The sequence below is a fragment of the Ureibacillus sp. FSL K6-0786 genome (assembly GCF_037965165.1).
In the GTDB taxonomy this organism is placed as follows: Bacteria; Bacillota; Bacilli; order Bacillales_A; family Planococcaceae; genus Ureibacillus; species Ureibacillus thermosphaericus.
Genome location: NZ_CP150191.1, coordinates 2533354 through 2557528 on the forward strand (window position 1 = coordinate 2533354; position 24175 = coordinate 2557528).

At 36.3% G+C, this 24175-nt stretch carries 22 protein-coding genes; 19 read left to right on the plus strand and 3 right to left on the minus strand.

Translation table 11 applies throughout. The annotated features are described in order from the left end of the window. The first annotated feature begins 3 nt into the window (after window positions 1–3). Genes NSQ18_RS12520 through NSQ18_RS12530 form a run of 3 tightly spaced genes read left to right on the plus strand, consistent with a single transcriptional unit; the run spans window position 4 to window position 2436 of the window. Window positions 4–954 carry a branched-chain amino acid ABC transporter permease gene (locus NSQ18_RS12520; protein ID WP_168411917.1) on the plus strand — a complete coding sequence of 317 codons (951 nt, stop codon included), beginning with the start codon at window positions 4–6 and terminating at the stop codon, window positions 952–954. After that, complete coding sequence (locus tag NSQ18_RS12525; protein WP_339288247.1) at window positions 954–1727, plus strand: ABC transporter ATP-binding protein; 774 nt, start codon at window positions 954–956, stop codon at window positions 1725–1727. The genes NSQ18_RS12520 and NSQ18_RS12525 overlap by 1 nt, the downstream gene beginning before the upstream one ends. Then, window positions 1720–2436 carry an ABC transporter ATP-binding protein gene (locus NSQ18_RS12530; RefSeq protein WP_016837116.1) on the plus strand — a complete coding sequence of 239 codons (717 nt, stop codon included), beginning with the start codon at window positions 1720–1722 and terminating at the stop codon, window positions 2434–2436. The genes NSQ18_RS12525 and NSQ18_RS12530 overlap by 8 nt, the downstream gene beginning before the upstream one ends. Before the next feature lie 48 nt (window positions 2437–2484). On the opposite strand, the gene NSQ18_RS12535 is transcribed toward NSQ18_RS12530, so the two are convergent. Further along, entirely contained in the window at window positions 2485–3576 is a 1092-nt protein-coding gene (locus NSQ18_RS12535) for a Xaa-Pro peptidase family protein (protein WP_339288250.1), read from the minus strand. 137 nt (window positions 3577–3713) lie between these two features. On the opposite strand from NSQ18_RS12535, the gene NSQ18_RS12540 reads away from it, so the two are divergent. Beyond that, the gene (locus NSQ18_RS12540) at window positions 3714–4394 is read left to right on the plus strand and encodes a metal-dependent hydrolase (protein ID WP_016837118.1); all 681 of its coding nucleotides are present in this window, start codon (window positions 3714–3716) and stop codon (window positions 4392–4394) included. 179 nt (window positions 4395–4573) lie between these two features. Further along, the gene (locus tag NSQ18_RS12545; protein ID WP_016837119.1) at window positions 4574–5881 is read left to right on the plus strand and encodes a DRTGG domain-containing protein; all 1308 of its coding nucleotides are present in this window, start codon (window positions 4574–4576) and stop codon (window positions 5879–5881) included. 51 nt (window positions 5882–5932) lie between these two features. Here the strand turns inward: NSQ18_RS12545 and NSQ18_RS12550 are convergent, their stop codons facing one another. Beyond that, window positions 5933–6241 carry a YtpI family protein gene (locus tag NSQ18_RS12550; RefSeq protein WP_016837120.1) on the minus strand — a complete coding sequence of 103 codons (309 nt, stop codon included), beginning with the start codon at window positions 6239–6241 and terminating at the stop codon, window positions 5933–5935. 99 nt (window positions 6242–6340) lie between these two features. Between NSQ18_RS12550 and NSQ18_RS12555 the strand changes: the two genes are divergently transcribed. The 8 genes from NSQ18_RS12555 (at window position 6341) to NSQ18_RS12590 (ending at window position 16532) form a co-directional block, all read left to right on the plus strand. Continuing rightward, the gene (locus tag NSQ18_RS12555) at window positions 6341–7285 is read left to right on the plus strand and encodes a bifunctional oligoribonuclease/PAP phosphatase NrnA (RefSeq protein ID WP_016837121.1); all 945 of its coding nucleotides are present in this window, start codon (window positions 6341–6343) and stop codon (window positions 7283–7285) included. Between the two features lie 18 nt (window positions 7286–7303). After that, window positions 7304–10378, plus strand: coding sequence for a DNA polymerase III subunit alpha (gene dnaE / locus NSQ18_RS12560; protein WP_168411915.1), 3075 nt, complete (start codon window positions 7304–7306; stop codon window positions 10376–10378). Window positions 10379–10573: 195 nt separating this feature from the next. Then, window positions 10574–11221, plus strand: coding sequence for a GntR family transcriptional regulator (locus NSQ18_RS12565; RefSeq protein ID WP_339288254.1), 648 nt, complete (start codon window positions 10574–10576; stop codon window positions 11219–11221). Between the two features lie 20 nt (window positions 11222–11241). After that, window positions 11242–12114 (plus strand): acetyl-CoA carboxylase, carboxyltransferase subunit beta, encoded by an 873-nt coding sequence (gene accD, locus NSQ18_RS12570; RefSeq protein WP_016837124.1) that lies wholly within the window; start codon window positions 11242–11244, stop codon window positions 12112–12114. Beyond that, complete coding sequence (gene accA / locus NSQ18_RS12575; RefSeq protein WP_016837125.1) at window positions 12107–13072, plus strand: acetyl-CoA carboxylase carboxyl transferase subunit alpha; 966 nt, start codon at window positions 12107–12109, stop codon at window positions 13070–13072. Before accD ends, accA begins: the two co-directional genes overlap by 8 nt. Window positions 13073–13254: 182 nt before the next feature. Then, window positions 13255–14214: a 6-phosphofructokinase gene (gene pfkA, locus NSQ18_RS12580; RefSeq protein ID WP_016837126.1), complete on the plus strand. Its 960-nt coding sequence runs from the start codon at window positions 13255–13257 to the stop codon at window positions 14212–14214. Window positions 14215–14237: 23 nt separating this feature from the next. Then, a complete protein-coding gene (gene pyk, locus NSQ18_RS12585) occupies window positions 14238–15998 on the plus strand; it encodes a pyruvate kinase (protein WP_016837127.1) in 1761 nt (586 codons plus the stop codon). Between the two features lie 144 nt (window positions 15999–16142). After that, entirely contained in the window at window positions 16143–16532 is a 390-nt protein-coding gene (locus tag NSQ18_RS12590; RefSeq protein WP_016837128.1) for an FxsA family protein, read from the plus strand. Here the strand turns inward: NSQ18_RS12590 and NSQ18_RS12595 are convergent. Further along, window positions 16519–17487, minus strand: coding sequence for an AI-2E family transporter (locus NSQ18_RS12595; protein WP_016837129.1), 969 nt, complete (start codon window positions 17485–17487; stop codon window positions 16519–16521). The genes NSQ18_RS12590 and NSQ18_RS12595 overlap by 14 nt on opposite strands. 268 nt (window positions 17488–17755) lie before the next feature. Here NSQ18_RS12595 and citZ point away from each other — a divergent pair, with 268 nt between their 5' ends. The 6 genes from citZ to NSQ18_RS12625 all read left to right on the plus strand — a co-directional run bounded on the left by citZ (window position 17756) and on the right by NSQ18_RS12625 (window position 24066). Beyond that, on the plus strand, window positions 17756–18871 hold the full coding sequence (gene citZ / locus NSQ18_RS12600; protein WP_016837130.1) for a citrate synthase: 1116 nt from the start codon (window positions 17756–17758) through the stop codon (window positions 18869–18871). A gap of 107 nt (window positions 18872–18978) precedes the next feature. Continuing rightward, a complete protein-coding gene (icd, locus tag NSQ18_RS12605; protein ID WP_016837131.1) occupies window positions 18979–20244 on the plus strand; it encodes an NADP-dependent isocitrate dehydrogenase in 1266 nt (421 codons plus the stop codon). 146 nt (window positions 20245–20390) lie between these two features. Next, a complete protein-coding gene (gene mdh, locus NSQ18_RS12610; RefSeq protein WP_016837132.1) occupies window positions 20391–21329 on the plus strand; it encodes a malate dehydrogenase in 939 nt (312 codons plus the stop codon). Window positions 21330–21412: 83 nt separating this feature from the next. Next, window positions 21413–21850: a MaoC/PaaZ C-terminal domain-containing protein gene (locus NSQ18_RS12615; RefSeq protein WP_339288261.1), complete on the plus strand. Its 438-nt coding sequence runs from the start codon at window positions 21413–21415 to the stop codon at window positions 21848–21850. A gap of 57 nt (window positions 21851–21907) precedes the next feature. Beyond that, entirely contained in the window at window positions 21908–22618 is a 711-nt protein-coding gene (locus NSQ18_RS12620; protein ID WP_016837134.1) for a response regulator transcription factor, read from the plus strand. Continuing rightward, window positions 22615–24066, plus strand: a complete 1452-nt coding sequence (locus NSQ18_RS12625) for an ATP-binding protein (protein WP_016837135.1) — start codon at window positions 22615–22617, stop codon at window positions 24064–24066. Before NSQ18_RS12620 ends, NSQ18_RS12625 begins: the two co-directional genes overlap by 4 nt. Window positions 24067–24175: the final 109 nt, after the last annotated feature.

Below are 24175 nucleotides of genomic sequence, written 5' to 3' on the forward strand. Positions count from 1 at the left end.
AGAATGTTAGGAGAACTATTAAATCCATATTATTTACAAGTTTTATGTTTCATATTAATTAACATAATGTTAGCCCTTAGTATATATGTTCCGTTATCAAGTGGGCAGTTATCTTTAGGAAGTGCAGGATTTATGGGAATTGGTGCATACACATCCGCCCTTCTAACGATTCATTATGAACTTCCACTTTATGTAACAATTTTAGTGGGTGCCCTCTTAGCAGGTGTAATTGGTATTATCGTTGGAATCCCATCATTAAGATTAACGGGTGTATATTTGGCAATTGCAACATTAGGATTTGGAGAGGTTATTCGTGTTCTCTTTGTCAATTGGGAAAGCTTGACGAAAGGCTCAGTTGGTTTAACTGGTATTCCTCAGTTGGGGAGGGAATTGCTAAAGTTTGCAAAAAGTATCGGAATAGAACCTAGTGCTCTAGGTTTGAAAAATAATCAATTTGTTTATTTATCCCTTGTCATCGTTTTATTAATAATCGTTTTATTCATTTTATGGTTTGTCATTCGTCAACAAAATTCAAGAATTGGACGAGCTTATTCTTCCATACAAATGGACGAAAAAGCGGCGGAGTCAATGGGAATCAATATCACGTACTATAAAGTATTAGCATTTGCACAAGGAGCTTTTATCGCAGGACTTGCTGGTGCACTATTTGCACATACAATTGGTTATATTTCTCCATCTGATTTTTCATATCATCGCGCAGTAGAAATTTTGATATTTACAGTCTTTGGCGGCAGCGAAGTAATAATTGGTTCCGTTTTTGGAGCAACCATTTTAACATTATTGCCTGAAGTATTACGTTTTGTAAGTGACTATCGGTATATATTTTATGGAATTATGCTCGTGATTTTAATGGCTGTTCGCCCTCAAGGAATATTAGATCTTTATTTGTTTTATCGATTAAAAGGAAAACGTATTAAAAGGGGGACTAGCTAATGGTCCTTGAAGTGAAAAACATTACAAAACGTTTTGGCGGGATTACCGCATTAAAAAATATCTCTTTTACAATTCAACAAGGGGAAATTTATGGATTAATTGGTCCAAATGGTGCTGGTAAAACGACGATGTTTAATTGCATTACAAATATTGTTGAACCGACAGAAGGTGAAATTTTTTTTAATGGAGAAAAAATTACAAAACTAAAGCCATATAAAATAACCGAAAAAGGCATTTGTAGAACTTATCAAAATATTCGACTGTTTCCGCAAATGACAGCGTTACAAAATGTAATGGTCGGTGGGCATTCAAGAATTTCAGCGGGAGTCTTCAGAAGCGTAATTCGAACGAAATCTCAAAAGCAAGAAGAGAAATTATTAAAAGAAAAAAGTGAAGAATTATTAGAATTAGTTGGACTTGGTCAACTGAAAGACCAATTTGCAGAGAATTTAGCATATGGTCAACAAAGAAGATTGGAGATTGCTAGAGCATTAGCAAGCAATCCGACTTTATTGCTGCTCGATGAACCGGCAGCAGGTATGAACGAAACGGAAACGGATAATTTATTTGATTTAATTAAAAAAATACAATCTATGGGAATTACAGTACTCATTATTGAGCATGATATGTCGCTTGTCATGAAGTTGTGTGATCGAATTACCGTTCTGAATTTTGGTGAGAAATTGGCAGAAGGGACACCGGATGAAATTCAAAATAATGAAGCGGTGATTGAAGCCTACCTCGGTAAAGAGGAGGAAGAGACAATTGCTTAAGTTAACAAATATTGAAACGTATTATGGACAAATTCAAGCATTAAAAGGAATACATTTAGAAGTGGAAGAAGGAAAAATTGTAACACTTCTTGGAGCTAATGGCGCTGGTAAATCAACGACGATGCGAACAATTGCCGGCCTTATAAAACCAAAAAGGGGAACGGTAGAATTTTTAGGACAAAATGTAACGGGAATGCGTCCACACCAACTTTTGAGGAAAGGTATCTCCCTCGTTCCAGAAGGTCGTGCAATTCTATCCACCATGACCGTTTTAGAAAATCTTGAAATGGGCGCTTATCATCGTAAAGATCATGATGTGAAAAAAGATATACAAAATGTAATGAAACGATTCCCGATTTTGGAGGAGCGCCAATCACAGCTGGCTGGTACGTTATCTGGCGGCCAACAACAAATGCTTGCAATTGCACGTGCATTGCTTGCAAAACCGAAGCTATTATTATTAGACGAGCCTTCTATGGGGTTAGCTCCTCTAATTGTTGCGGAAATATTTAATATAATTAAAGAAATCAAAGAAGATGGAACGACGGTGCTGCTTGTGGAACAAAACGCAAAACAAGCATTGAAAATCGCTGATTATGGATATGTAATGGAGACAGGAAAAATAATTATTGAAGGACCTGCGGATGATTTACTCAAGGATGAGCGAATTGTCGAAGCATATTTAGGAAAGAAAAAAACGACCGTCTAAAATAAAAGAGCTTCCCAATGTCTAATAGACGTTGAGAAGCTCTTTCAATTATTGGATAATGATTAATTCTTTTGGATATTTCGTTAGGACTTCAACACCATTTTCCGTTACGACAACATCATCTTCTATACGAACTCCAGCCACATCGGATTTGTAAATGCCAGGTTCAATTGTAAATACCATGCCTGGTTTTAATTTCATTTCATTTGTTCCAGTAATTGATGGGAATTCGTGTACTGAAATGCCAAGACCATGGCCTAATCGGTGAGTATAATATTCACCATATCCTGCATCAGAAATTATATCCCGGGAAATTTTATCTAAATCCATGCAGCGAATTCCAGGTTTCACTGATTTGATGGATTCTTCGTTTGATTTTTTTACTGTTTCATAAATCTTTCTTTGTTCTTCGTTAATTCCCCCGAATGCAACGGTGCGAGTGATATCGGAACAGTATCCTTCGTAAATTACCCCTAAATCAAACAACACAAAGTCGCCTTTTTGAATGGTGCGATTTCCTGGAGTACCGTGTGGAGATGCAGCTTTTGGACCAGATAATACAGTCGTTTCGAAGGACATGGAATAACCTTTTTCCTTAATAGCACTTTCAATAATGTGAACAATTTCTAGTTCAGTAATACCTTCCTTGATGGCCTTTACACCGACATCAATTGCATAATCGGCTAATTCAGCGGCTTTTCTTAATTTATCCAGTTCTTCTTTATCTTTAATTACCCGAAGCTCGTTTATTTGATTATCAATTGGAACAAAACGAGCATTAGGGTAGAAGGCTTGTAGAGCTTCAAATCGTTCAACTGTTAAATGCCCTTTTTCAATAGCAATTGTTGAAATATGTTTCGTACGAGAATGTATTTCGTTAGCTAATATATTCCATGGTTGATCGGTATCACTATGACCAACAATATCAAATGACCAACCCGAAGATTTCACATCAGAGATTTCCATTTTCGGACATATGATGAATGGGTCTGCATTTTGAAAAATCGAAATACCTAGTAATCTTTCGTGGGGATTACTTTTAAACCCTGAAAAATAAAATACATTATCTGGATTTGTAACGAAGGCTATATCAATTTCCTGCTCCTTTAAGTAAGATTGGATATTTATCATTTTGCTCATTAGACGTTCCTCCAAGTTTGGTTTATATATTACATAAAAGGAAATATAACAGTATTAGTATAGCAAAAAGAAGGAAAAAAGAAGGTTTTGTAGAAATATAAATGATGAAATTTTATTTATTTAAAGGGGGAAACATAATGGAAATTTCTTACCATGGTCATTCCGTCGTAAAAATTAAAACAAATGGCACAACGATTTTAATTGACCCGTTTATTACAGGAAACCCTTTAACTGATTTAAAAGTTGAGGAAGAAAAGCCAGATGTGATTTTATTGACACACGGTCATAATGACCATGTTGGAGATACGATAGCGCTGGCGAAAGCGAACAATTCGCAAGTAGTGGCGCTAAATGAGTTGGCAGTATATTTACAAAAACAAGGTGTCAATGCCCATCCAATGGGAGTTGGAGGAGCTTATGAATTTCCATTTGGTAAAGTAAAATATACGCTTGCTTTCCACGGTTCTACTTATGAAACTGAAACAGAAGTTGTTAATGCAGGAAACCCTGGTGGAATCTTGTTCTACGCGGAAGGTTTAACAATTTATCATGCAGGCGATACAGCGTTATTTGGTGATATGAAATTAATTGGTGACCGAAATGAAATTGATGTTGCCTTTTTACCGATTGGTGATAACTTTACAATGGGCCCTGAAGATGCGGCATATGCTGTGGAATTATTAAGACCTAAAACGGTTGTACCAATTCATTACAATACGTTCCCACTCATCAAACAAGATCCGAATGACTTTGCGAAGTTGGTGAAAAATAGTAAAGTTCAAATTTTAGAAGCAGGGCAAAAAGTAGAATTGCCTTAAACTTATAAAACATAAAATCAAAAAGTTTTTTAAATGAATAGCAATAGAGAAAGTGAGTTATGGAGATTTTGTCGATTATTGTAAAATATCCATGACTACTTTCTCGATTTTTTTCTATACATAATTGAAAATATGTTACACTATGGGAGGAGAAAGTACGATGAAAATAGGTGATATCGATGTCCACAAAACATGAAAAAATATTGCAATATATCGAGTCACTTCCTATTGGCGAAAAAATATCAGTCCGACAAATTGCAAAAGAAATGCAAGTAAGCGAAGGTACGGCATATCGAGCAATTAAAGAGGCAGAAAATCGAAGTTTGGTGAGTTCCATTGAACGCGTAGGAACGATTCGAATTGAAAAGAAAAAGAAGGAGAATATTGAACGTCTAACTTTCGCGGAAATCGTCAATATCGTAGATGGACAAGTGCTCGGTGGAAAAGCTGGGTTGCATAAAACGTTGAATAAATTTGTCATCGGTGCAATGCAATTAGAAGATATGATGCGCTATACCGACCCTGGAAGTCTTTTAATTGTTGGTAACCGTTTTAAAGCTCATCACAACGCTTTAAAAACTGGTGCAGCAGTATTAATTACAGGTGGATTTGATACGACAGAAGAAAATAAAAGACTCGCGGATGAACTGGAGTTGCCAATCATCTCATCTAGTTATGATACATTTACAGTAGCAACGATGATTAACCGTGCCATTTATGACCAACTCATTAAAAAAGATATTTTGCTAATAGAAGATATTTATGTACGTTTGGAAGATACAGCAAAATTAAATGTCGGACAATCGGTTGCTGATTTTCATGCATTAAATGCCCACACAACGCACGGAGCATTCCCGGTTGTTTCAAAAAATAATAAATTAGTGGGGATTGTCACTGCTAAAGACGTGATTGGGAAAGATGAAAATGAATTAATTGATAAGGTAATGACAAAACAACCGATTTCCGTGTCAATGAAAACAAGTGTTGCTTCAGCAGGCCACCGAATGGTTTGGGAAGGGATTGATTTACTTCCTGTCGTGGATGATGATGGATATTTACAAGGTGTAATCAGCCGTCAAGATGTATTAAAGGCATTGCAAACGTCCCAACATCAACCGCAACATGGTGAAACGATTGATGACATCGTAAAAAGTGAAATGAAAGTACTTGGTGAGGAAGAAGTAATAGTTGAATTTACAGTAACGCCTCAAATGACAAACCAGTATGGTGCGATATCTTATGGTGCCTTTACAACATTGTTGACGGAAGTTGGATTAATTGCACTAAAAAGACGAAAACGTGGAGATGCGGTAGTAGAAAACATTGCAACCTATTATATTAAACCAATTCAAATGGATAATGTGTTAAAAGTTGTTCCACATATATTAGATATGAGTAGAAAATTCGTAAAAATGGATTTTGATGTTTATCACGAAGAAGCGCTTGTTGGAAAAGCGATGGCTACTTTCCAGCTGTTAGATCGTTAGTAAATGAAAAAGGTTGTCCAAAAGAAATTGGACAACTTTTTCATAAATCGATTATTGCTTATTTAATTCATATTCTTGTTGAACAAATTTTCCTTCATGTTTTGCACGTTTATAACTGTGATAAGATTCCATTAGTCCGACAACAACGAAAACAACACCAACTATATTACCTAATAATGTATCTTGAATAATAAAGGTATTTAAACCAAAAAATATAACGAAAAGACCTAAAGCAACACCGGCTTTCGCTTTATACCATTTTTTTTGTATCGGCAATGAAGTACGAAATTGTTTCGTTTTATAGTAAAAATAGGCGGCAAATGAAACGATGATGAAAGTTACAAATAACGCATTTAACATTTTCAGAACCTCCTAAACAAACTAAAATTATTGTAACGATTTTTTTATAAAAATGCTAATATATTAAAAAATTTTTCAATAACTTTGGAGGGTACCAATTTGAAGCGACGAATTATTGATACTATTGAACAATATGATACAGTTATTATTCATCGACATATCCGTCCGGATCCTGATGCATACGGTTCACAATTCGGTTTAAAAACATTAATTAAAGATAATTATCCCAATAAAAAAGTGTATGCAGTTGGTACGCATGATGAATTATTATCCTACTTGGCTCATCCTGATGAAGTTTCCGATGAAGAATATAAAGGGGCTCTTGTCATCGTAACGGATACTGCAAATACTGAGAGAATTGATGATGATCGATATTCTAATGGAAATTTTCTCGTAAAAATCGATCACCATCCCAACGATGATGCATACGGAGATTTAGTATGGGTTGATACGGAATCCAGTTCCTGTAGCGAATTAATCTACGAATTGTATGAAGAAGGTCGAGAATACAAAGGATGGAAAATGTCTGAAGAATGTGCGAAATTTCTTTTTGCAGGCATTGTGGGAGATACAGGGAGATTTTTATATCCTAGCACAACTACTAAAACCTTTGAAGTTGCAGGGCAATTAGTTAATTATCAGTTCAATCGCAACGAAATCTTTAATGGCATGTATGAAATGGATCCAAACCTATTAAAATTGCAAGGATATGTATATCAAAACTTTACTATGGACGAAAATGGCGCTGCATATATTAAACTACCAAAAGAACTACTTGAAGAATACAAAGTCACTACTTCCGAAACTTCTTCTTTAGTAGGGTCACTAAGTAATATTAAAGGTGTTCGGGCATGGGCGTTCTTTGTTGAAGAACCTCATGAGATTCGAGTGCGACTGCGTTCAAAAGGTCCAATTGTCAATGAACTCGCCAAAAAATACCATGGAGGTGGACATCCTCTAGCTTCTGGCGCAACTGCTTATTCATGGGAAGAAGTAGACCAAGTAATTGCAGATTTAAAACAACTTTGTAAAGAATATCAATAAATACAGGAGGGATGCAGATTGTCCATTTATCCACAAGTACGAACAAGTGCAGATTTATTAAAGAGTACGATTCGTATGGAAGAACTCATCCCTTTTTTAATTGAACAAAAGGCAGAAGCTTGTGCAATCGTCAATACAAAATTGTACGGGCTTTTGCCTTTTTACCATGGATTAAAAAATGCAGGTATTCATCCGGTTATAGGTCTTACTGCTCGAGTGCAGTTTGATCACATCGTTCTTCCCCTTCTAATATACGCACAAAACAACGATGGATATAAAAACCTACTGAAGATATCTAGCAGCATTGCCATTAGAGATGATGAGTTATTGCCAATTCAGTGGCTAAAAGGATACTCTAACGGTATTGCCGTCGTAATTCCAATTATAAGTGATGATGCCAAATGGGTAGAGCATCCCTCTTCCATCGAACTGTTGCAAAAGTTATTCAAAGGGCGAATATGGTTAGGTATTTCAAGGCTTGAAGGAGAAAAGTCTCCTTTTGAAAATGAAGTCATTCACCTGAGTGAAAAATTGCAAATTCCTATCATGGCGATTCATGAATGTCTATATTTAAATCGAGAAGATGCCTTTAGTTATAGAGTTGCAAGAAGTATTGAAATGGGCGTTAAATTAAGCGAACAAGTACAAATCAATGAAAATTACAAACGACATTATACTCCTACTAAACATGATTGGCTCCACTGGTTTAATGACCGTGAAGAGTGGCTGCAAGAGAGCAGAAATATGCTTTTGAGTTGCCAAGTAGACATCGCTCAAAAAGGCCATATACTGCCAAAATTTCCTTTACAACAAGGACAAAGTGCGGAACAAGTATTGAGAATGTTAGCGTTGAAGGGATTAAAAGAGCGGTTAAAAACGAATGCACCAAATGAAATCTATATCCATCGATTAAATCATGAGTTAGAAATTATTTGTTCCATGGGTTTTGCTGATTATTTCTTAATTGTTGCAGATTTTATGAATTTTGCTCGCGGGCAGCAAATTTTAACTGGACCAGGGAGAGGCTCCTCAGCTGGTTCACTTGTGGCTTATTGCTTATACATTACCCAAGTCGACCCGATTCGTTACGGATTATTATTTGAGCGATTTTTAAATCCTGAGCGAGTAACGATGCCTGATATCGATATTGACTTTGTCGATACGAGAAGACAGGAAGTAATTCAGTATGTGGCAAAAAAATATGGGGAGAAGCATGTAGCGCAAATTATCACCTTTGGCAGTCTATCGGCAAAGGCTGTCGCTAGGGATGTAGCGAGAATGTTCAACTTTGAATCTGACACCCTTGAAATGATTTCTCGTCTCATTCCAAATAAATTAGGGATTACATTAAAAGAAGCATACCATACAAGTGAACCTTTAAGAAGATGGATTGAAGAGGAGTCTATTCGAAAACGTTGGTTTGAAACGGCGTTAAAATTAGAGGGATTACCTAGAAATGCTTCCACTCACGCAGCCGGTGTCGTGTTAAGTCCAGTTCCTTTAGTTGAGGTCGTTCCGATTGAAAAGGGACATGATGGGATTTTTATTACACAATGGCCTATGCAAGAAGTGGAGCAAGTAGGTCTATTAAAAATGGACTTTTTAGGTTTACGAAACTTAACAATGATTGAGCAAATTCAAAAAATGATTTACTATGCTCGAAATGAGAAAATTGATTTAAATGAAATCCCATTGGATGATCATAAAACCTTTGAATTGTTGCAAAAAGGAGATACAGCAGGCATATTCCAGCTGGAGTCGGAGGGAATGAAGAGTGCTTTGAGGGAAATTGTACCTACACAATTTTCCGATATTGTTGCAGTAAATGCTCTGTATAGACCTGGACCAATGCAGTTTATTCCGATTTATGCAGCCAGGAAAAAAGGGGTACAGTCCGTTGAGATGCCACACCCTGATTTAGAGCCAATTTTAAAAGAAACGTATGGCATCATAGTATATCAAGAACAGATTATGCAAATTGCCAACATTCTAGCAGGATTCTCACTAGGACAGGCTGATTTATTGAGAAGAGCGGTAAGCAAGAAAAAACGTGAGGTATTGGAAGAGCAAAGGATAGCCTTTGTCAACGGCGCAATCCATAAAGGATATAGCAAAGAGGTGGCAGAATCGGTATATCAACAAATTGTGCGATTTGCAGATTACGGTTTTGCGAAAAGCCACGCGGTTGCATATAGCATGATTTCTTATCAGATGGCCTATTTGAAAGCAAATTATCCAGCGGAATTTTATGCTGTCATGATGACCTTTGCCACAGGAAATCAAGAAAAATTATTCTCGTTAATAATGGAAGCGAGAAGCAAAGGTATATCGATACTACGGCCTTCCCTTCATCAAAGCAATCGGGTATTTTCAGTTGAAAATGGAAATATTCGCTACAGCTTATCAGCAATCAAGGGCGTTTCTCAAACGTTTTTACAAAAATTAATTTCTGCTCGAAAAGAACAAGGTAATTTTCATGATATATTCGATTTGGCTGTTTCCTTAAGCGGTAACTATTTCGCCCGTAAATGGATAGAGCCATTGATTAAAGCAGGTGCGTTAGACGATTTTGGAAAGGATCGAGCGACGCTTCTTGCAACGATTGAAGCAGCAGAAAAACATGCAAAAATAGTTCGGCCGACAGAGGAAGAAGATTTATTTACTTCACAAACCTCGCTATTTGGAAAACCGAAATATATGGAAGCAGCGCCGATTCCAAATAAAATGAAACTGGAATTCGAGAAGGAAGTCATAGGATTTTATTTATCGGAACATCCGGTTACAAACATCCGCCACAAACTACATGTGAATACAAATAGTTTTCTGTTGAATGGTCTTCCGCAAAACGCCTTAGTAAAACTTGTAGGAATAGTAGAGTCCATTCGTCAAATACGCACAAAAAAAGGTGAACTGATGGCGTTTGTTCAAATTCAAGATGAATATGGATCGGTTTCAGCAACTCTGTTTCCGAAACAATATAATGAATGCCTAGGATGGATAAAAGAAGAGGTGCTAATCTATTTAGAAGGTAATGTAGAATATCGCTACAACCAGCCTCAAATAAAAGTGAAAATGATAAGAAATGTTCAATAGCGAGATATTTTTGTTTGAATTTACAAAAACTGTGCGATTTTGCACAGTTTTTTCTTTACAAAGTAGAAAACATTTTGTAAACTGTACAAAAGTGGTCTGACCACTTTATGTGAGGATTTAAATGATAATGTTGGGGATTACTGTATTTTAGTAAACGATCGGTATAAGGGGTTGTTAAAACGTTTTGAGGTGAACATGGACACGAAACAAGAAAATAAAAAAGTCTTTTTAGAAATTGTTAGTAAATTAAAAGACATTATTATCGCTGATAAACTTCAACCTGGTGATAAGCTCCCCTCGGAAAGAGTTTTATCAGAAAAGTTAGGCGTTGGTAGATCTTCGGTAAGAGAAGCGTTACGAAGTTTAGAATTGCTAGGAATTATTGAGACCCGCCAAGGCGGTGGTACTTTTTTAGCTTCCTCTCAACAATATCGATTAGTTGAATTACTAGCTACTTTTATATTGCAAGAAAATCAATCAATACGCGATGTTCATAAAACACGGGAAATTCATGAAAGAGAAGCGATACGAATTATTTGTTCCGATAAACGATTAAGACAACTTCCTGTTTGGGAAAGTTTATTTTTAAAAATTGAATTGGAAACAGAAGTAATTCGAGATCATATTTTACGTGAACTTCTCATTGCATCAGAAAATCGTTTAGCTCTTAGAATATGGATTCAACTTGTGGCTTATAGTGCCAATGCGTTAAAAAAAATGACGACGGAAGAAGAAAAGCCAATATTACAAAGGCTATTAAAATCTTTGCAGCTTGGTTATGAAAAAGAAGCTCTTGAGGCATATACTGAATGGTTAGATTTTTTAAAATCGCATGAAGAATAAATATAGTAGGGGGAAAAATCGTGGCAATAAAAAGTTTGCTAAATTTAAATCGGAAAAAAACAAAAGGGGTTATTGTAAACTCTAAAAATGAAAGCTCATTTCCAGCAGATTTAATGACGAAATGCCCATCATGCCGAAAAATCTTTTTAACAAAAGAAATTGAAACGAATTTAAAAGTTTGTCCAAATTGCGACCATCATTTTAAAATGACTGCTTGGGAACGGATCGACTCCTTTTTAGATGTTGAATCATTTACGCCGTTTGATGAACACTTACGCACGACAAACCCTCTTAACTTCCCATCATATATAGAAAAAGTAGAAGCGGATATGAAGAAAACAGGATTATCCGAAGCGGTTTTAACAGGAAGCGGGACGTTAAAAGGGGAAGAGGTCGTTGTTGCTGTGATGGACTCTCATTTCCGCATGGGATCAATGGGATCTGTTGTTGGCGAAAAAATTACCCGTGCAATTGAAAAAGCTACGGAAATGCAAGTGCCATTCATTATCTTTACTGCGAGCGGCGGTGCACGAATGCAAGAGGGAGTTATTTCCTTAATGCAAATGGCCAAAACGAGCGTTGCTTTAAAACGTCACAGTGACGAAGGTTTGCTTTTCTTATCCATCATGACTGATCCAACTACTGGTGGAGTATCGGCAAGCTTCGCCTCACTAGGAGATCTCAATATTGCTGAGCCAAAAGCGCTTATTGGGTTTGCTGGGAGAAGGGTAATCGAGCAAACGGTGCGTGAGAAGTTGCCTGATGACTTCCAAACAGCAGAGTTCTTACTTGCACATGGTCAATTAGATGCTATTTTCCATCGAAAAGAGATGCGCGATAAAGTGGCAACAATCGTGAAATTGCACCGCAAAGGAGGAGTAACTCATGTCTAAACCGATGTCATTTGAAGAACCTATTATTAAACTGAAAGAAAAAATTGATGAGTTAAGGGAACTGGCAAAAAATGCGGATGTAGATATGTCCGATGAAATTAAAACATTGGAAGAACGATTGCGCCAATTGGAAATTAAAATTTATTCGAACATGGAACCGTGGAATCGTGTACAAGTAGCGCGAAACCCAGAACGTCCAACAACCCTCGATTATATAAAAGAAATTTTTACAGATTTTATTGAACTCCATGGTGATCGCTATTATGCTGATGATGAAGCGATTGTTGGGGGAATTGCCTTTTTTGATGGCCAGCCGATTACTGTAATCGGTCATCAACGTGGTAAAGCAACAAAGGAAAATATTCGACGAAATTTCGGGATGCCCCATCCGGAAGGTTATCGAAAAGCGTTGCGTTTAATGAAGCAGGCGGAGAAATTCAGACGCCCAATTATTTGTTTTATTGATACAAAGGGCGCTTATCCAGGAAAAGCTGCAGAAGAGCGTGGACAAAGTGAGGCAATCGCCAAAAATCTGTTTGAAATGGCTGGTTTAAAAGTGCCTGTTATTAGTGTAGTAATTGGAGAAGGTGGTAGCGGCGGTGCATTGGCATTAGGAGTAACGAACCGCATCTATATGTTGGAAAATTCCACATACTCCGTTATTTCTCCAGAAGGTGCTGCTTCAATTTTATGGAAGGATGCTAGTCTTGCAAAACAAGCAGCAGAGGCAATGAAAATTACAGCTCAAGATTTAAAAGAAATGGGAATTATTGATGATATCATTCCTGAAGTTCCAGGAGGAGCACATCGTGACCCAGTATCACAAGCGAAAATCTTAAAGGAATATTTGAAAAAAGGGCTTGATCAATTAACTGCATTGTCGGAAGAGCAAATTATTCAAGATCGCTACGATAAATTCCGGAAAATGGGAGATTTTATTGAAGAAATTGTTCAATAAAATTACTAGACTTTCCACCCTTCTAATGACAAAATCCAATAGTGAGGATTTTGTCATTTTCCATTTTACATGAACAGTTTTATTATCGATGATAAATAATGGAATACATGAAAGTTTCTAGTTTCAATAGAAATTTTTTATGTTATTGTTTACATTATGAGCATTTGAATGGAGGGAGTAGGGTGAAAAGAATAGGTGTTTTAACGAGCGGCGGTGACTCACCTGGCATGAATGCAGCAATTCGTGCAGTTGTTCGAAAAGCCAATTATCATGGGGTTGAAGTCTTTGGAATATACCATGGATACGAAGGCTTTATAAAAGGTAAAATGGAGTTATTAGATTTAGGATCTGTAGGTGGGATTATTCAACGAGGAGGAACGAAGCTGTTTTCATCCCGTTGCCCAGAATTTAGAGAAAAGAAATATCAACTGCAAGGTATTGAAAAAATGAAAGAAGCTGGAATTGAAGGCTTAGTAGTAATTGGAGGCGACGGTTCTTTCCGTGGAGCTTATGAGCTAACGAAATTAGGATTAGCATGTATTGGTGTTCCTGCAACGATTGATAATGATATTGCTGGTACAGAATTTACAATTGGTTTTGATACGGCACTCAATACTGTTGTCAGTGCAATTGATAAAATTCGTGATACTGCAACAAGTCATGAAAATACCTTTATTATAGAAGTGATGGGTAGAGATGCTGGTGACATTGCTTTATGGTCGGGACTTGCAGCCGGTGCAGAATCTGTTATTATACCAGAGGAGCCGTATGATTTAGATGATATTATTACGCGTATGAAGCGTGGAGAAGCGCGAAATAAAAAACATAGCATCATTATCGTTGCAGAAGGAGTTATGCCAGCCTCAAAACTTGCAAACATGCTAAAAGAAAAAGCTGGAATCGAAACGAGGATTACCGTGTTAGGGCATATTCAACGGGGAGGATCGCCGTCAGCATTTGACCGGGTATTGGCTAGTCGTCTAGGTGCTCGAGCAGTCGAATTATTGTTGGAAGGGAAAACTAGTCGTGCAGTTGGTATAAAAAATCATCAAGTTTACGATTATGATTTACGGGAGATTTTTACAGCAAAACATAAAGCAGATACTAGTCTATATACTTTATCAAAAGAACTTTCAATTTAATCTAGAAAATGGAGAGAATGTATATGAGAAAAACAAAAATTGTATGTACTATAGGACCCGCAAGCGAATCTCCAGAAGTTCTTGAAGAACTTATTAAAGCCGGAATGAATGTTGCGAGACTTAACTTTTCGCATGGTACACATGAAGAACATGCTATGCGTATCGCAACAATCCGAGATGTAGCTAATCGATTAAATAAAATTGTCGGAATTTTGCTTGATACAAAAGGTCCAGAAATTCGAACACATTCAATGAAAAACGGGGAAGTTCACTTAAAAACAGGACAAGTCATCGATATTTCAATGACAGAAGTTCTTGGAGACGAAACATGTTTTTCCGTTACGTATGACAAATTAATTTATGATGTAAATCAAAACGATACAATATTGTTGGATGACGGATTAATTGCATTGCGCGTATTAGCGAAAGATTACGATAAAGGATTAATTCATACGATTGTTGAAAATGCCGGAGTGCTGAAAGATAAAAAAGGTGTGAACGTCCCTGGAGTTTCAATAAAACTACCTGGCATTACAGAGAAAGATGCGAAAGATATATTATTTGGAATTGAACAAGGAGTCGATTTTATCGCTGCTTCCTTCGTGCGAACAGCAAAAGATGTGCTGGAAATACGCGAATTGCTTGAACAAAATGGTGGCGGACACATTCAAATCATTCCTAAAATTGAAAACCGAGAAGGCGTAGATAACATTGATGAAATTATTGAAGTTTCTGATGGATTAATGGTTGCTCGCGGAGATTTAGGAGTGGAAATTCCTGCTGAAGAAGTGCCGCTCGTTCAAAAAGCATTAATTAAAAAGTGCAATCAAGTAGGAAAACCTGTCATCACGGCTACACAAATGTTAGACTCTATGCAGCGAAATCCGCGTCCGACTCGTGCGGAAGCAAGCGACGTGGCAAATGCAATCATTGATGGAACAGATGCCATTATGCTTTCAGGAGAAACAGCTGCTGGTCAGTATCCAGTTGAATCTGTGAAAACGATGAACAGAATTGCAGTATTTACAGAAAACTCGCTGGATTATCGTTCGATAGTACAAACAAGAAGTCGTGAAAAAGAGACAACCATGACCGAAGCCATTTCCCAAGCAGTTTCATACACTTCAATTAACTTAGGTGTTAAAGCGGTGCTTGCACCAACTGCGAGCGGAGTTACAGCAAAATTGATTGCTAAATACCGTCCAGGTGTGCCGATTATCGCCATTACAGATTCTCCTTCAACTGCTCAAAAATTGACGCTTGTGTGGGGCGTTAATCCGATTGTCACACATAAAGTAACGACAACGGATGAAATTTTAGAATTAGCTGTGGATGAAGCGTTGAAATATGGTTATGTAAATCACGGTGATATTGTTGTGATTACTGCGGGAGTGCCGGTTGGAGAATCAGGAACAACGAACTTAATGAAAGTCCATGTGATAGGTGATTTATTAGCTCGTGGACAAGGAATTGGTAAACAATCTGTCGTTGGAAAAGCGATCGTTGTGAAAAATGCTGAAGAAGCACAAGCTTATGATACGGAAGGTTGTATCCTTGTAACGGTTGGAACCGATCGGGAAATGATGTCGGTAATTGAAAAATGTGCGGGCATTATTACTGAAGAAGGTGGCTTAACAAGCCATGCCGCTGTCGTTGGTCTAAGCTTAGGCATCCCTGTCATTGTTGGTGTGAAAGAAGCAACATCAATCATTCGACATGGACAAGAGATTACAATGGATGCTGAAACTGGTGTTATCTATAAAGGTCACGCAAGCGTATTGTAAGCATTAGCATAATTGGGCTGTCTAAAAAGTAGAAAACTTTTTAACAGCCCAATTTATTGTTACGATATTATTGTAATTGAAACTTTTAGCCTAGCAATTTCGTATATATGGTAGTCAAAAAATTACTCTAATGGAGGATATTATTTGAAAAAGTTATTTTCCATATGTATTGCGTTTGTTCTTATAGAGATTGCAATTTTCATTGTCGTCGGTAATTGGTTAGGCATCTTAAGTACATTGTTATTAATTGTATTAGCAAGTTTATTTGGAGCGATGTTAACAAAAAAGCAAGGATTGGAATCCGTACAAAATATTCAGAATAGCATTCGACGGGGAGAACCCCCAGGACAAGCGGTGATCGATGCATTTCTCGTATTTTTAGGAGGAGTATTATTTTTATTACCAGGATTTCTCACGGATATAATTGCTTTTACTTTGGTTCTTCCATGGACAAGACGTCTCTATAAACCGATGATCTTAGAATGGATTCGTAAAAAAATGAAAAACAGTGAGATGATTATTATCCAGCGATAGATTTTTGTTTGACTTTCACAGCTATCAATAATATAAATGGACTCAGCAATATACCATAAACCCCAAACAACAATATAGAGGCAGCGCTGATTAAAAATGTGTGGACTGTTCGCAATTGGAAAGTGGATGCCCATAATAATGATTCAGTTAGCTGCCTTGTTATTTGTATAAATACATAAAGCAAAACCAATGCTAAACTTACGAACTTATCTCCAATTGCAAAAAAGTATATGGCGATAGGAATGAGAAATAACCCAATTCCGAAAAATGGCAATACATCTGCAAAAGAGATTAGAAAGGCTTTGTTTATTGGATTTTCAAATTTTAGTAATGCCAGTCCAATACTAAGAAGGAAAAAGGTAATAATGAACAACTGAAATTCTACATATAAGAAATAGCTAAATAAGTTCATCGCCTTGGAGAAATATTGTTTCCATTCTTTACGATATGGTTTAGGCACATAGATAAAAAACCAGTATCGATTCCTTCTTGATTCAAACAAGGCAAAGAAGAAAGCCACTAGAAAAATAAAGAGCTCAAAAATGTATTGAAAAAAGTCTTGCAAATAACTAGCCAAACTCATAATAGCAGTATCGATATACGATAAAGACTCATTAAATATGTTTTCTAATACCACTAAATATTCGGAATCAAATAATTGAAGATTATCTACTTGTATTTTTATTTCTGGATAAATGGCAATAATACTTTGAATGGTGATATAAAAGAAGGAATAAATTGATAGGAAGATTAATAAAGATATAATGATGGCACTTATGATATATGGTAGTTTCAGTCGCTGATGGCAAAAGTGAATAATTGGATATAACATATATGCAAAAAATATTGCTAATGAAATGGGTAATACGAGCCAAAGGAAAATAAAATATAAAATCAGCACGAGCAACTGAATTACATTTTTATTCGAATAGGTTGAAAATTTATTCAATTGCAAATTTATCACCCCTAGTCCAAGTAATTATAATCTCGTTAACGTGGAATTATTCTCGTTTAAGTGGTGATTTTATTAAAAATACGATTTTTTCTTTATTTTTGAAAAATTATTCACAAAGCCGTCAAAATTTATTATAATTAACCATGTAAGCGATTTAATAATAGGTTCATTATGAGCGAAACGATCGTAAGTGTCATAGAAGAAAAAGAAAGCACTTACAATAAGTACTTACATTTTTTTAAAATTTAAAGAGAGGGAGCGATTTTATATGACAGCAACACGCGGTTTAGAGGGTATTATTGCAGCTGAATCAAAAATCAGTTCAATAATCGACGATACACTTACATATGTAGGTTATAGTATCGATGATTTGGCTGAAAATGCTACTTTCGAAGAAGTAATCTATCTATTATGGCACCAACGTCTTCCAAATAAAGAAGAATTAGCAGAACTTAAAAAACAATTAGCTGAAAATGCTGAAATTCCTCAACAAATTATCGATGTATTTAAATCAATGCCTCTAGATAAAGTTCATCCAATGGCTGCATTACGTACAGCGGTTTCTTTATTAAGTGCGTATGATGAAGAAGCTGACGTAATGAGTGATGAAGCGAACTATCGCAAAGCAATTCGTCTTCAAGCAAAAATTTCGACAATTGTAACAGCATTTGCTCGTGTACGTAAAGGTTTAGAACCTGTTGCTCCAAAACCTGAATTAGGATATGCAGCAAACTTCTTATATATGTTACATGGTAAAGATCCTGAGCCAATTGAAGTAGAAGCATTTGATAAAGCATTAATTCTGCATGCGGACCACGAATTAAATGCTTCAACATTTACTGCGCGCGTATGTGTCGCTACACTTTCTGACGTTTACTCTGGTATTACTGCTGCAATCGGAGCATTAAAAGGGCCGCTTCACGGTGGAGCTAACGAACAAGTAATGAAAATGTTAACTGAAATTGGTTCAATCGAAAACGTAGAACCTTACATTATGAACAAATTAAATAACAAAGAAAAAATCATGGGATTCGGTCACCGCGTATATCGCAAAGGAGACCCACGTGCTAAACATTTACGTGTAATGAGTGAAAAATTAACAGCATTAAGAGGAAAACCAGAATTATACGAAATGTCTGTGAAAATTCATGACATCGTAGTTGGACAAAAAGGTCTTCCAGCAAATGTTGACTTCTTCTCTGCATCAGTGTATGACTCACTAGACATTGAGCATGACCTATTCACACCAATCTTTGCAGTATCTCGTACATCTGGATGGCTTGCTCACATTCTTGAACAATATGCAAATAACCGCTTAATTCGTCCTCGTGCTGAATATGTTGGACCACAACGTCAACAATACGTTCCAATCGATGAAAGATAATTTTTTATTCTAATCTAATAAGAAAATTTTTAGAAAATATGCTAAAATACACTAGGACTGTGTTAAACGACACAGTCCTAGACTCATGAATATAGGAGGCAACATACATGACTAACGGTAAAATTACAGTAGAAAACGGTAAATTAGTAGTACCTAACAACCCTGTTATTCCTTTCATTGAAGGAGATGGTACTGGACCAGATATTTGGGCAGCAGCTCAACGTGTATTTGATGCAGCTGTTGAAAAAGCATACAATGGCGAAAGAAAAATCCAATGGTTGGAAGTTCTTGCTGGTGAGAAAGCATTCAATCAAACTGGTGAGTGGTTACCACAAGAAACTTTAGATAAAATTAGCGAATACTTAATTGCAATCAAAGGTCCTCTTACAACTCCTGTAGGCGGAGGAATTCGTTCATTAAACGTAGCATTACGTCAACAACTTGACTTATATGTGTGCTTACGTCCTGTTCGTTACTTCGAAGGTGTTCCATCTCCTGTAAAACATCCTGAACATGTTGATATGGTAATCTTCCGTGAAAACACAGAAGATATTTATGCTGGTATTGAATACGAAGCTCAATCAGAGAATGCAAAAAAATTAATTAGCATCTTACAAGAAGAATTTGGCGTAAATAAAATCCGCTTCCCTGAAAGTTCTGCAATTGGTATTAAGCCAATCTCTATCGAAGGTACTGAGCGCCTAGTTCGTGCTGCTATTGAATACGCTATTCGCGAAGGACGCAAATCAGTAACTTTAGTTCATAAAGGTAACATCATGAAATTCACTGAAGGCGGCTTCAAAAAATGGGGTTATGAATTAGCTGAACGTGAATTCGGTGATAAAGTATTCACTTGGGATCAATACGATCGCATTAAAGCTGAAAAAGGCGTTGAAGCTGCAAACGAAGCTCAAGCTGAAGCAGAAGCAGCTGGTAAAATTATCGTAAAAGATACAATTGCTGACATCTTCTTACAACAAGTATTAACTCGTCCGAAAGAGTTCGATGTAGTAGCTACAATGAACTTAAATGGTGACTACATTTCTGACGCATTAGCTGCACAAGTTGGTGGTATCGGTATCGCTCCAGGTGCAAACATCAACTATGTAACTGGTCACGCAATTTTTGAAGCTACTCACGGAACTGCTCCAAAATACGCTGGATTAGACAAAGTGAACCCTTCATCTGTAATTCTTTCTGGTGTGTTAATGTTTGAACACCTTGGTTGGAAAGAAGCAGCAGATTTAATTATCAAATCAATTGAAAAAACTATTGCTTCAAAAGTAGTTACTTATGACTTTGCACGTCTAATGGATGGTGCGACAGAAGTTAAATGCTCTGAATTCGCAGATGAATTAATTAAAAACCTTTAATTTGATAAGTTTCTAGAAGGAATAATATATCTTTTGTAGAATTGTATATTTAGGCTTACCGAGTAATCGGATTGAATTGGGCCGTCTCAACTAACAGATTGAGACGACCCTTTTTATTTATTATTTTTGTGAAAGAGGTGTAATCCATGACTTTAAAAAGAAAAAAGATTTCTGTGATTGGAGCAGGATTTACTGGTGCTACGACAGCTTTTTTATTGGCACAAAAAGAATTGGGAGATGTTGTATTAGTCGATATTCCCGAAGTAGAAAATCCAACAAAAGGAAAGGCGTTGGATATGTGGGAAGCAGCACCGATTCAAGGTTTTGACTCTTATATTATCGGGACATCAAATTACGAGAAAACAGCTAATTCAGATTTAGTCATCATCACTGCAGGCGTAGCACGAAAACCTGGAATGAGCCGTGATGATTTAGTACAAATCAATCAAAAAGTCGTAAAATCGGTAACAAAAGCAATCATGAAGTATTCTTCAGATCCAACAATTATTGTATTAACGAACCCAGTTGACGCGATGACGTATGTAGCATATAAAGAATCCGGTCTTCCGAAAAATAAAGTTATGGGACAATCTGGCATATTAGATACAGCACGATTCCGTGCTTTTGTGGCAGAGGAATTAAATGTATCTGTAAAAGATGTCACTGGTTTTGTTTTAGGAGGACATGGAGATACAATGGTGCCGCTCACTCGTTATTCTTACGTAGGTGGAATCCCTATTGAAACGTTGATTTCAAAACAACGACTTGAAGAGATTGTTCAACGAACTCGAGTGGGTGGAGGAGAAATTGTTAACTTATTAGGAAATGGTTCGGCATATTATGCCCCTTCAGCTGCATTAGTGGAAATGGCAGAAGCGATTATAAAAGATCAGCGTCGTATATTGCCAACAATTGCTTATTTAGAAGGGGAATATGGTTTTGAAGATATTTATTTAGGCGTACCAACTTTGCTTGGAGCTAATGGTGTAGAGCAAATTTTCGAGTTAGAATTAACGGAAGAAGAGAAAGAAGCATTACAAAAATCCGTTGAATCAGTAAGAAATGTTATGAAAGCCTTATCATAATTTTGTGTCCTTTTATTGTGGCTATTTTCTGAAAAAACTGATACTATGTTACTAAAGTAACCAATTAGGGGGAATTTTTCGATTTGCTAAACGGGGCAAGAACCAAGATTGGCAAGAAAATTGATGAAATTGCTGTTGGTGAAAGGATTCACTTAGTTGAAACAATTGAAGATAAAGACTTGCTTATATATTTAGGGTTAACAAATGATAATAATCCATTATATATTCAGCATGAATATGCAAAAGATACATTTTTTAAAAAGCCAATTGTCCCAACGATTATGTTGAATGGAATCGTGACAAGTGCCATTTCTAAGCATTTACCCGGTCCAGGTTCGCATATTCGCGAGCAAAATATTATATACTTAGAACCGGTATATCATTATGAAACAATCGAATTTCTGCTAGAAGTCCAGCACATTGACTACGAAAATAATATTGTAAGTATTCAAGTAGATGGAATGAATAAAAGGCACCAACAAGTCTTACATGGCATATTAAAAGTTTTACCTCCAATATAAACAAATTACTGATTTGAAATGGGGGTTTCAAATCACAGGTAATATGGAGGATTAATCATGTCAACAAATCAAACAATTTTAGTTGTAGAAGATGAAGTATCGATTGCTACATTGCTAAAGTATAATTTAGAACGCGTCGGGTATGAAGTGTTGCTCGCTCACGATGGCAAAGAAGGGCTTGATATGGCCCTTGAGCACTTGCCGGATTTAATTCTATTAGATTTAATGTTGCCGACGATGGACGGGATGGAAGTTTGTAAAGAATTAAGGAGTCAAAAGAAAAATATCCCCATCATCATGTTAACGGCTCGTGATGATGAATTTGATAAAGTATTGGGACTTGAATTAGGTGCTGACGACTATATGACAAAACCTTTTAGTCCTAGAGAAGTAATTGCTAGGGTCAAAGCTGTGTTGCGCCGTTTCAATTCAAGTTTTCAAGAAGAAAAGAAAGAAAAAAAATATTATCATTTTGGAAAATTAGAAGTTTATCCAGAACGTTATGAAGCTTTTCTAGACAATCAACCACTTGAATTTACACCTAAAGAATTTGAGTTGCTTGTATACTTAGTGGAAAATAAAAATCGTGTATTGACTAGAGATCAATTGTTGAGTGCCGTTTGGAACTATGATTTTGCGGGTGATACACGTATTGTCGATGTTCATATAAGTCATTTGCGGGATAAAATAGAAGAAAATAGCCGGAAACCGAAGTTTATCAAAACGGTGCGAGGTATCGGTTATAAATTTGAGGAGCCTAAACAATGAAATCTCAAAGCAATCGATTGTTTTTCATCTTTATTATGCTAACGGGTTCAATTATAGCTGTCCTTGGTATTGTACTAGGTCAGCTATTTCCTTTCTATATGGAAAGTTATTTTATGAAAAACGATATTCCATTTACAGAGGAACAAATTGAACAGATTAAGTATCAGCTAGCCTTTATTTTAGCGATCTTATTAACGTTTGCATTTTTATTAATCGCCTACATCGCAAATCGATTAATTAAAGAATTGCTTGTCCCCATTGAAAATGTGACTGAAACAGCACGAGAATTGATTAAAGGGAATTATCGCGCAAGAACTTATGCCAGTGGACCAGCGACAATCATTGAATTGCGAAATTCCATTAATATTTTAGCGCGAAATCTTCAAGAAATTGAAAAAATGAGAGAAATAGAAGATGAGCGCTTGAAGACGTTAATTGAAAACATGGGTAGCGCACTTATCATGATTGATAGGGAAGGGACAGTATCCATTGTTAATGGACAGTTTTTGGAAGAATTTAATTTATCATTAAATGAAGTAAAGGGAAAAAACTTTTTAACTCTCGGTCTTCCTAGGGAATTGGAGAAATTTATAGACCATGTATTTTTAACGGAACTTCCTTTTCGACAACAAATCGAGATTGAAATGAATAACGAAAAAATTTATGAACAAGTTTATGGGGCACCTGTTGTAGGTGATCACGGTCGCTGGTTAGGAATTGTCATCGTTATGCATGATATTACTGAGCTGATTCGTTTAGAACAGATTCGAAAAGACTTTGTGGCGAATGTTTCTCATGAACTTAGAACGCCGATTACATCGATTAAAGGTTTTTCTGAAACTTTGTTGGATGGTGCTTTTAAAGATGAAAAAATGCTGCTATCCTTTTTAGAAATTATTTATCAAGAAAGTAATCGACTTCAAATGTTAATACAAGACTTATTAGATTTATCGAAAATTGAACAACATGGCTATACAGTAAAATTAGTCCCAACAAGTTTAAAAAATGTGTTAATACGTGCCGTCGAAGTAACAAGCCCGAAAATGGATCATAAAAATATGGAGTTTGATATTGATATTAAACGAGATGTGATGGTGCTGGGGGACGAAAACCGCTTAATTCAAATCTTTACAAACCTCATTGCAAACAGTATTACCTATTCCCCAAATCATACGGTCATAACATTGCGCATGAAAGAAAATGAACATTATGGAATTGTGGAAGTGGAAGATCAAGGAATTGGAATTGAGAAAAGTGAAATTCCACGCATTTTTGAGCGTTTTTATCGCGTTGATAAAGCACGAAGCAGAAATTCAGGGGGCACTGGATTAGGGCTTGCAATTGTAAAACATTTAGTAGAAGCCCATCGAGGGAAAATAGAAGTAGAAAGCACTGTTGGCAAAGGAACTTGTATGCGGGTGATGATTCCTATTTATCGAGAAATTTAACATTCTCTTTACAATTTTGTTATGAAACCTTCATACTCTACGTTTATTGTACTAAATGAAACCCCCTTTTTAAATTTAGTAATTTGTCTAATAAAAGAGCCGTCCGTTG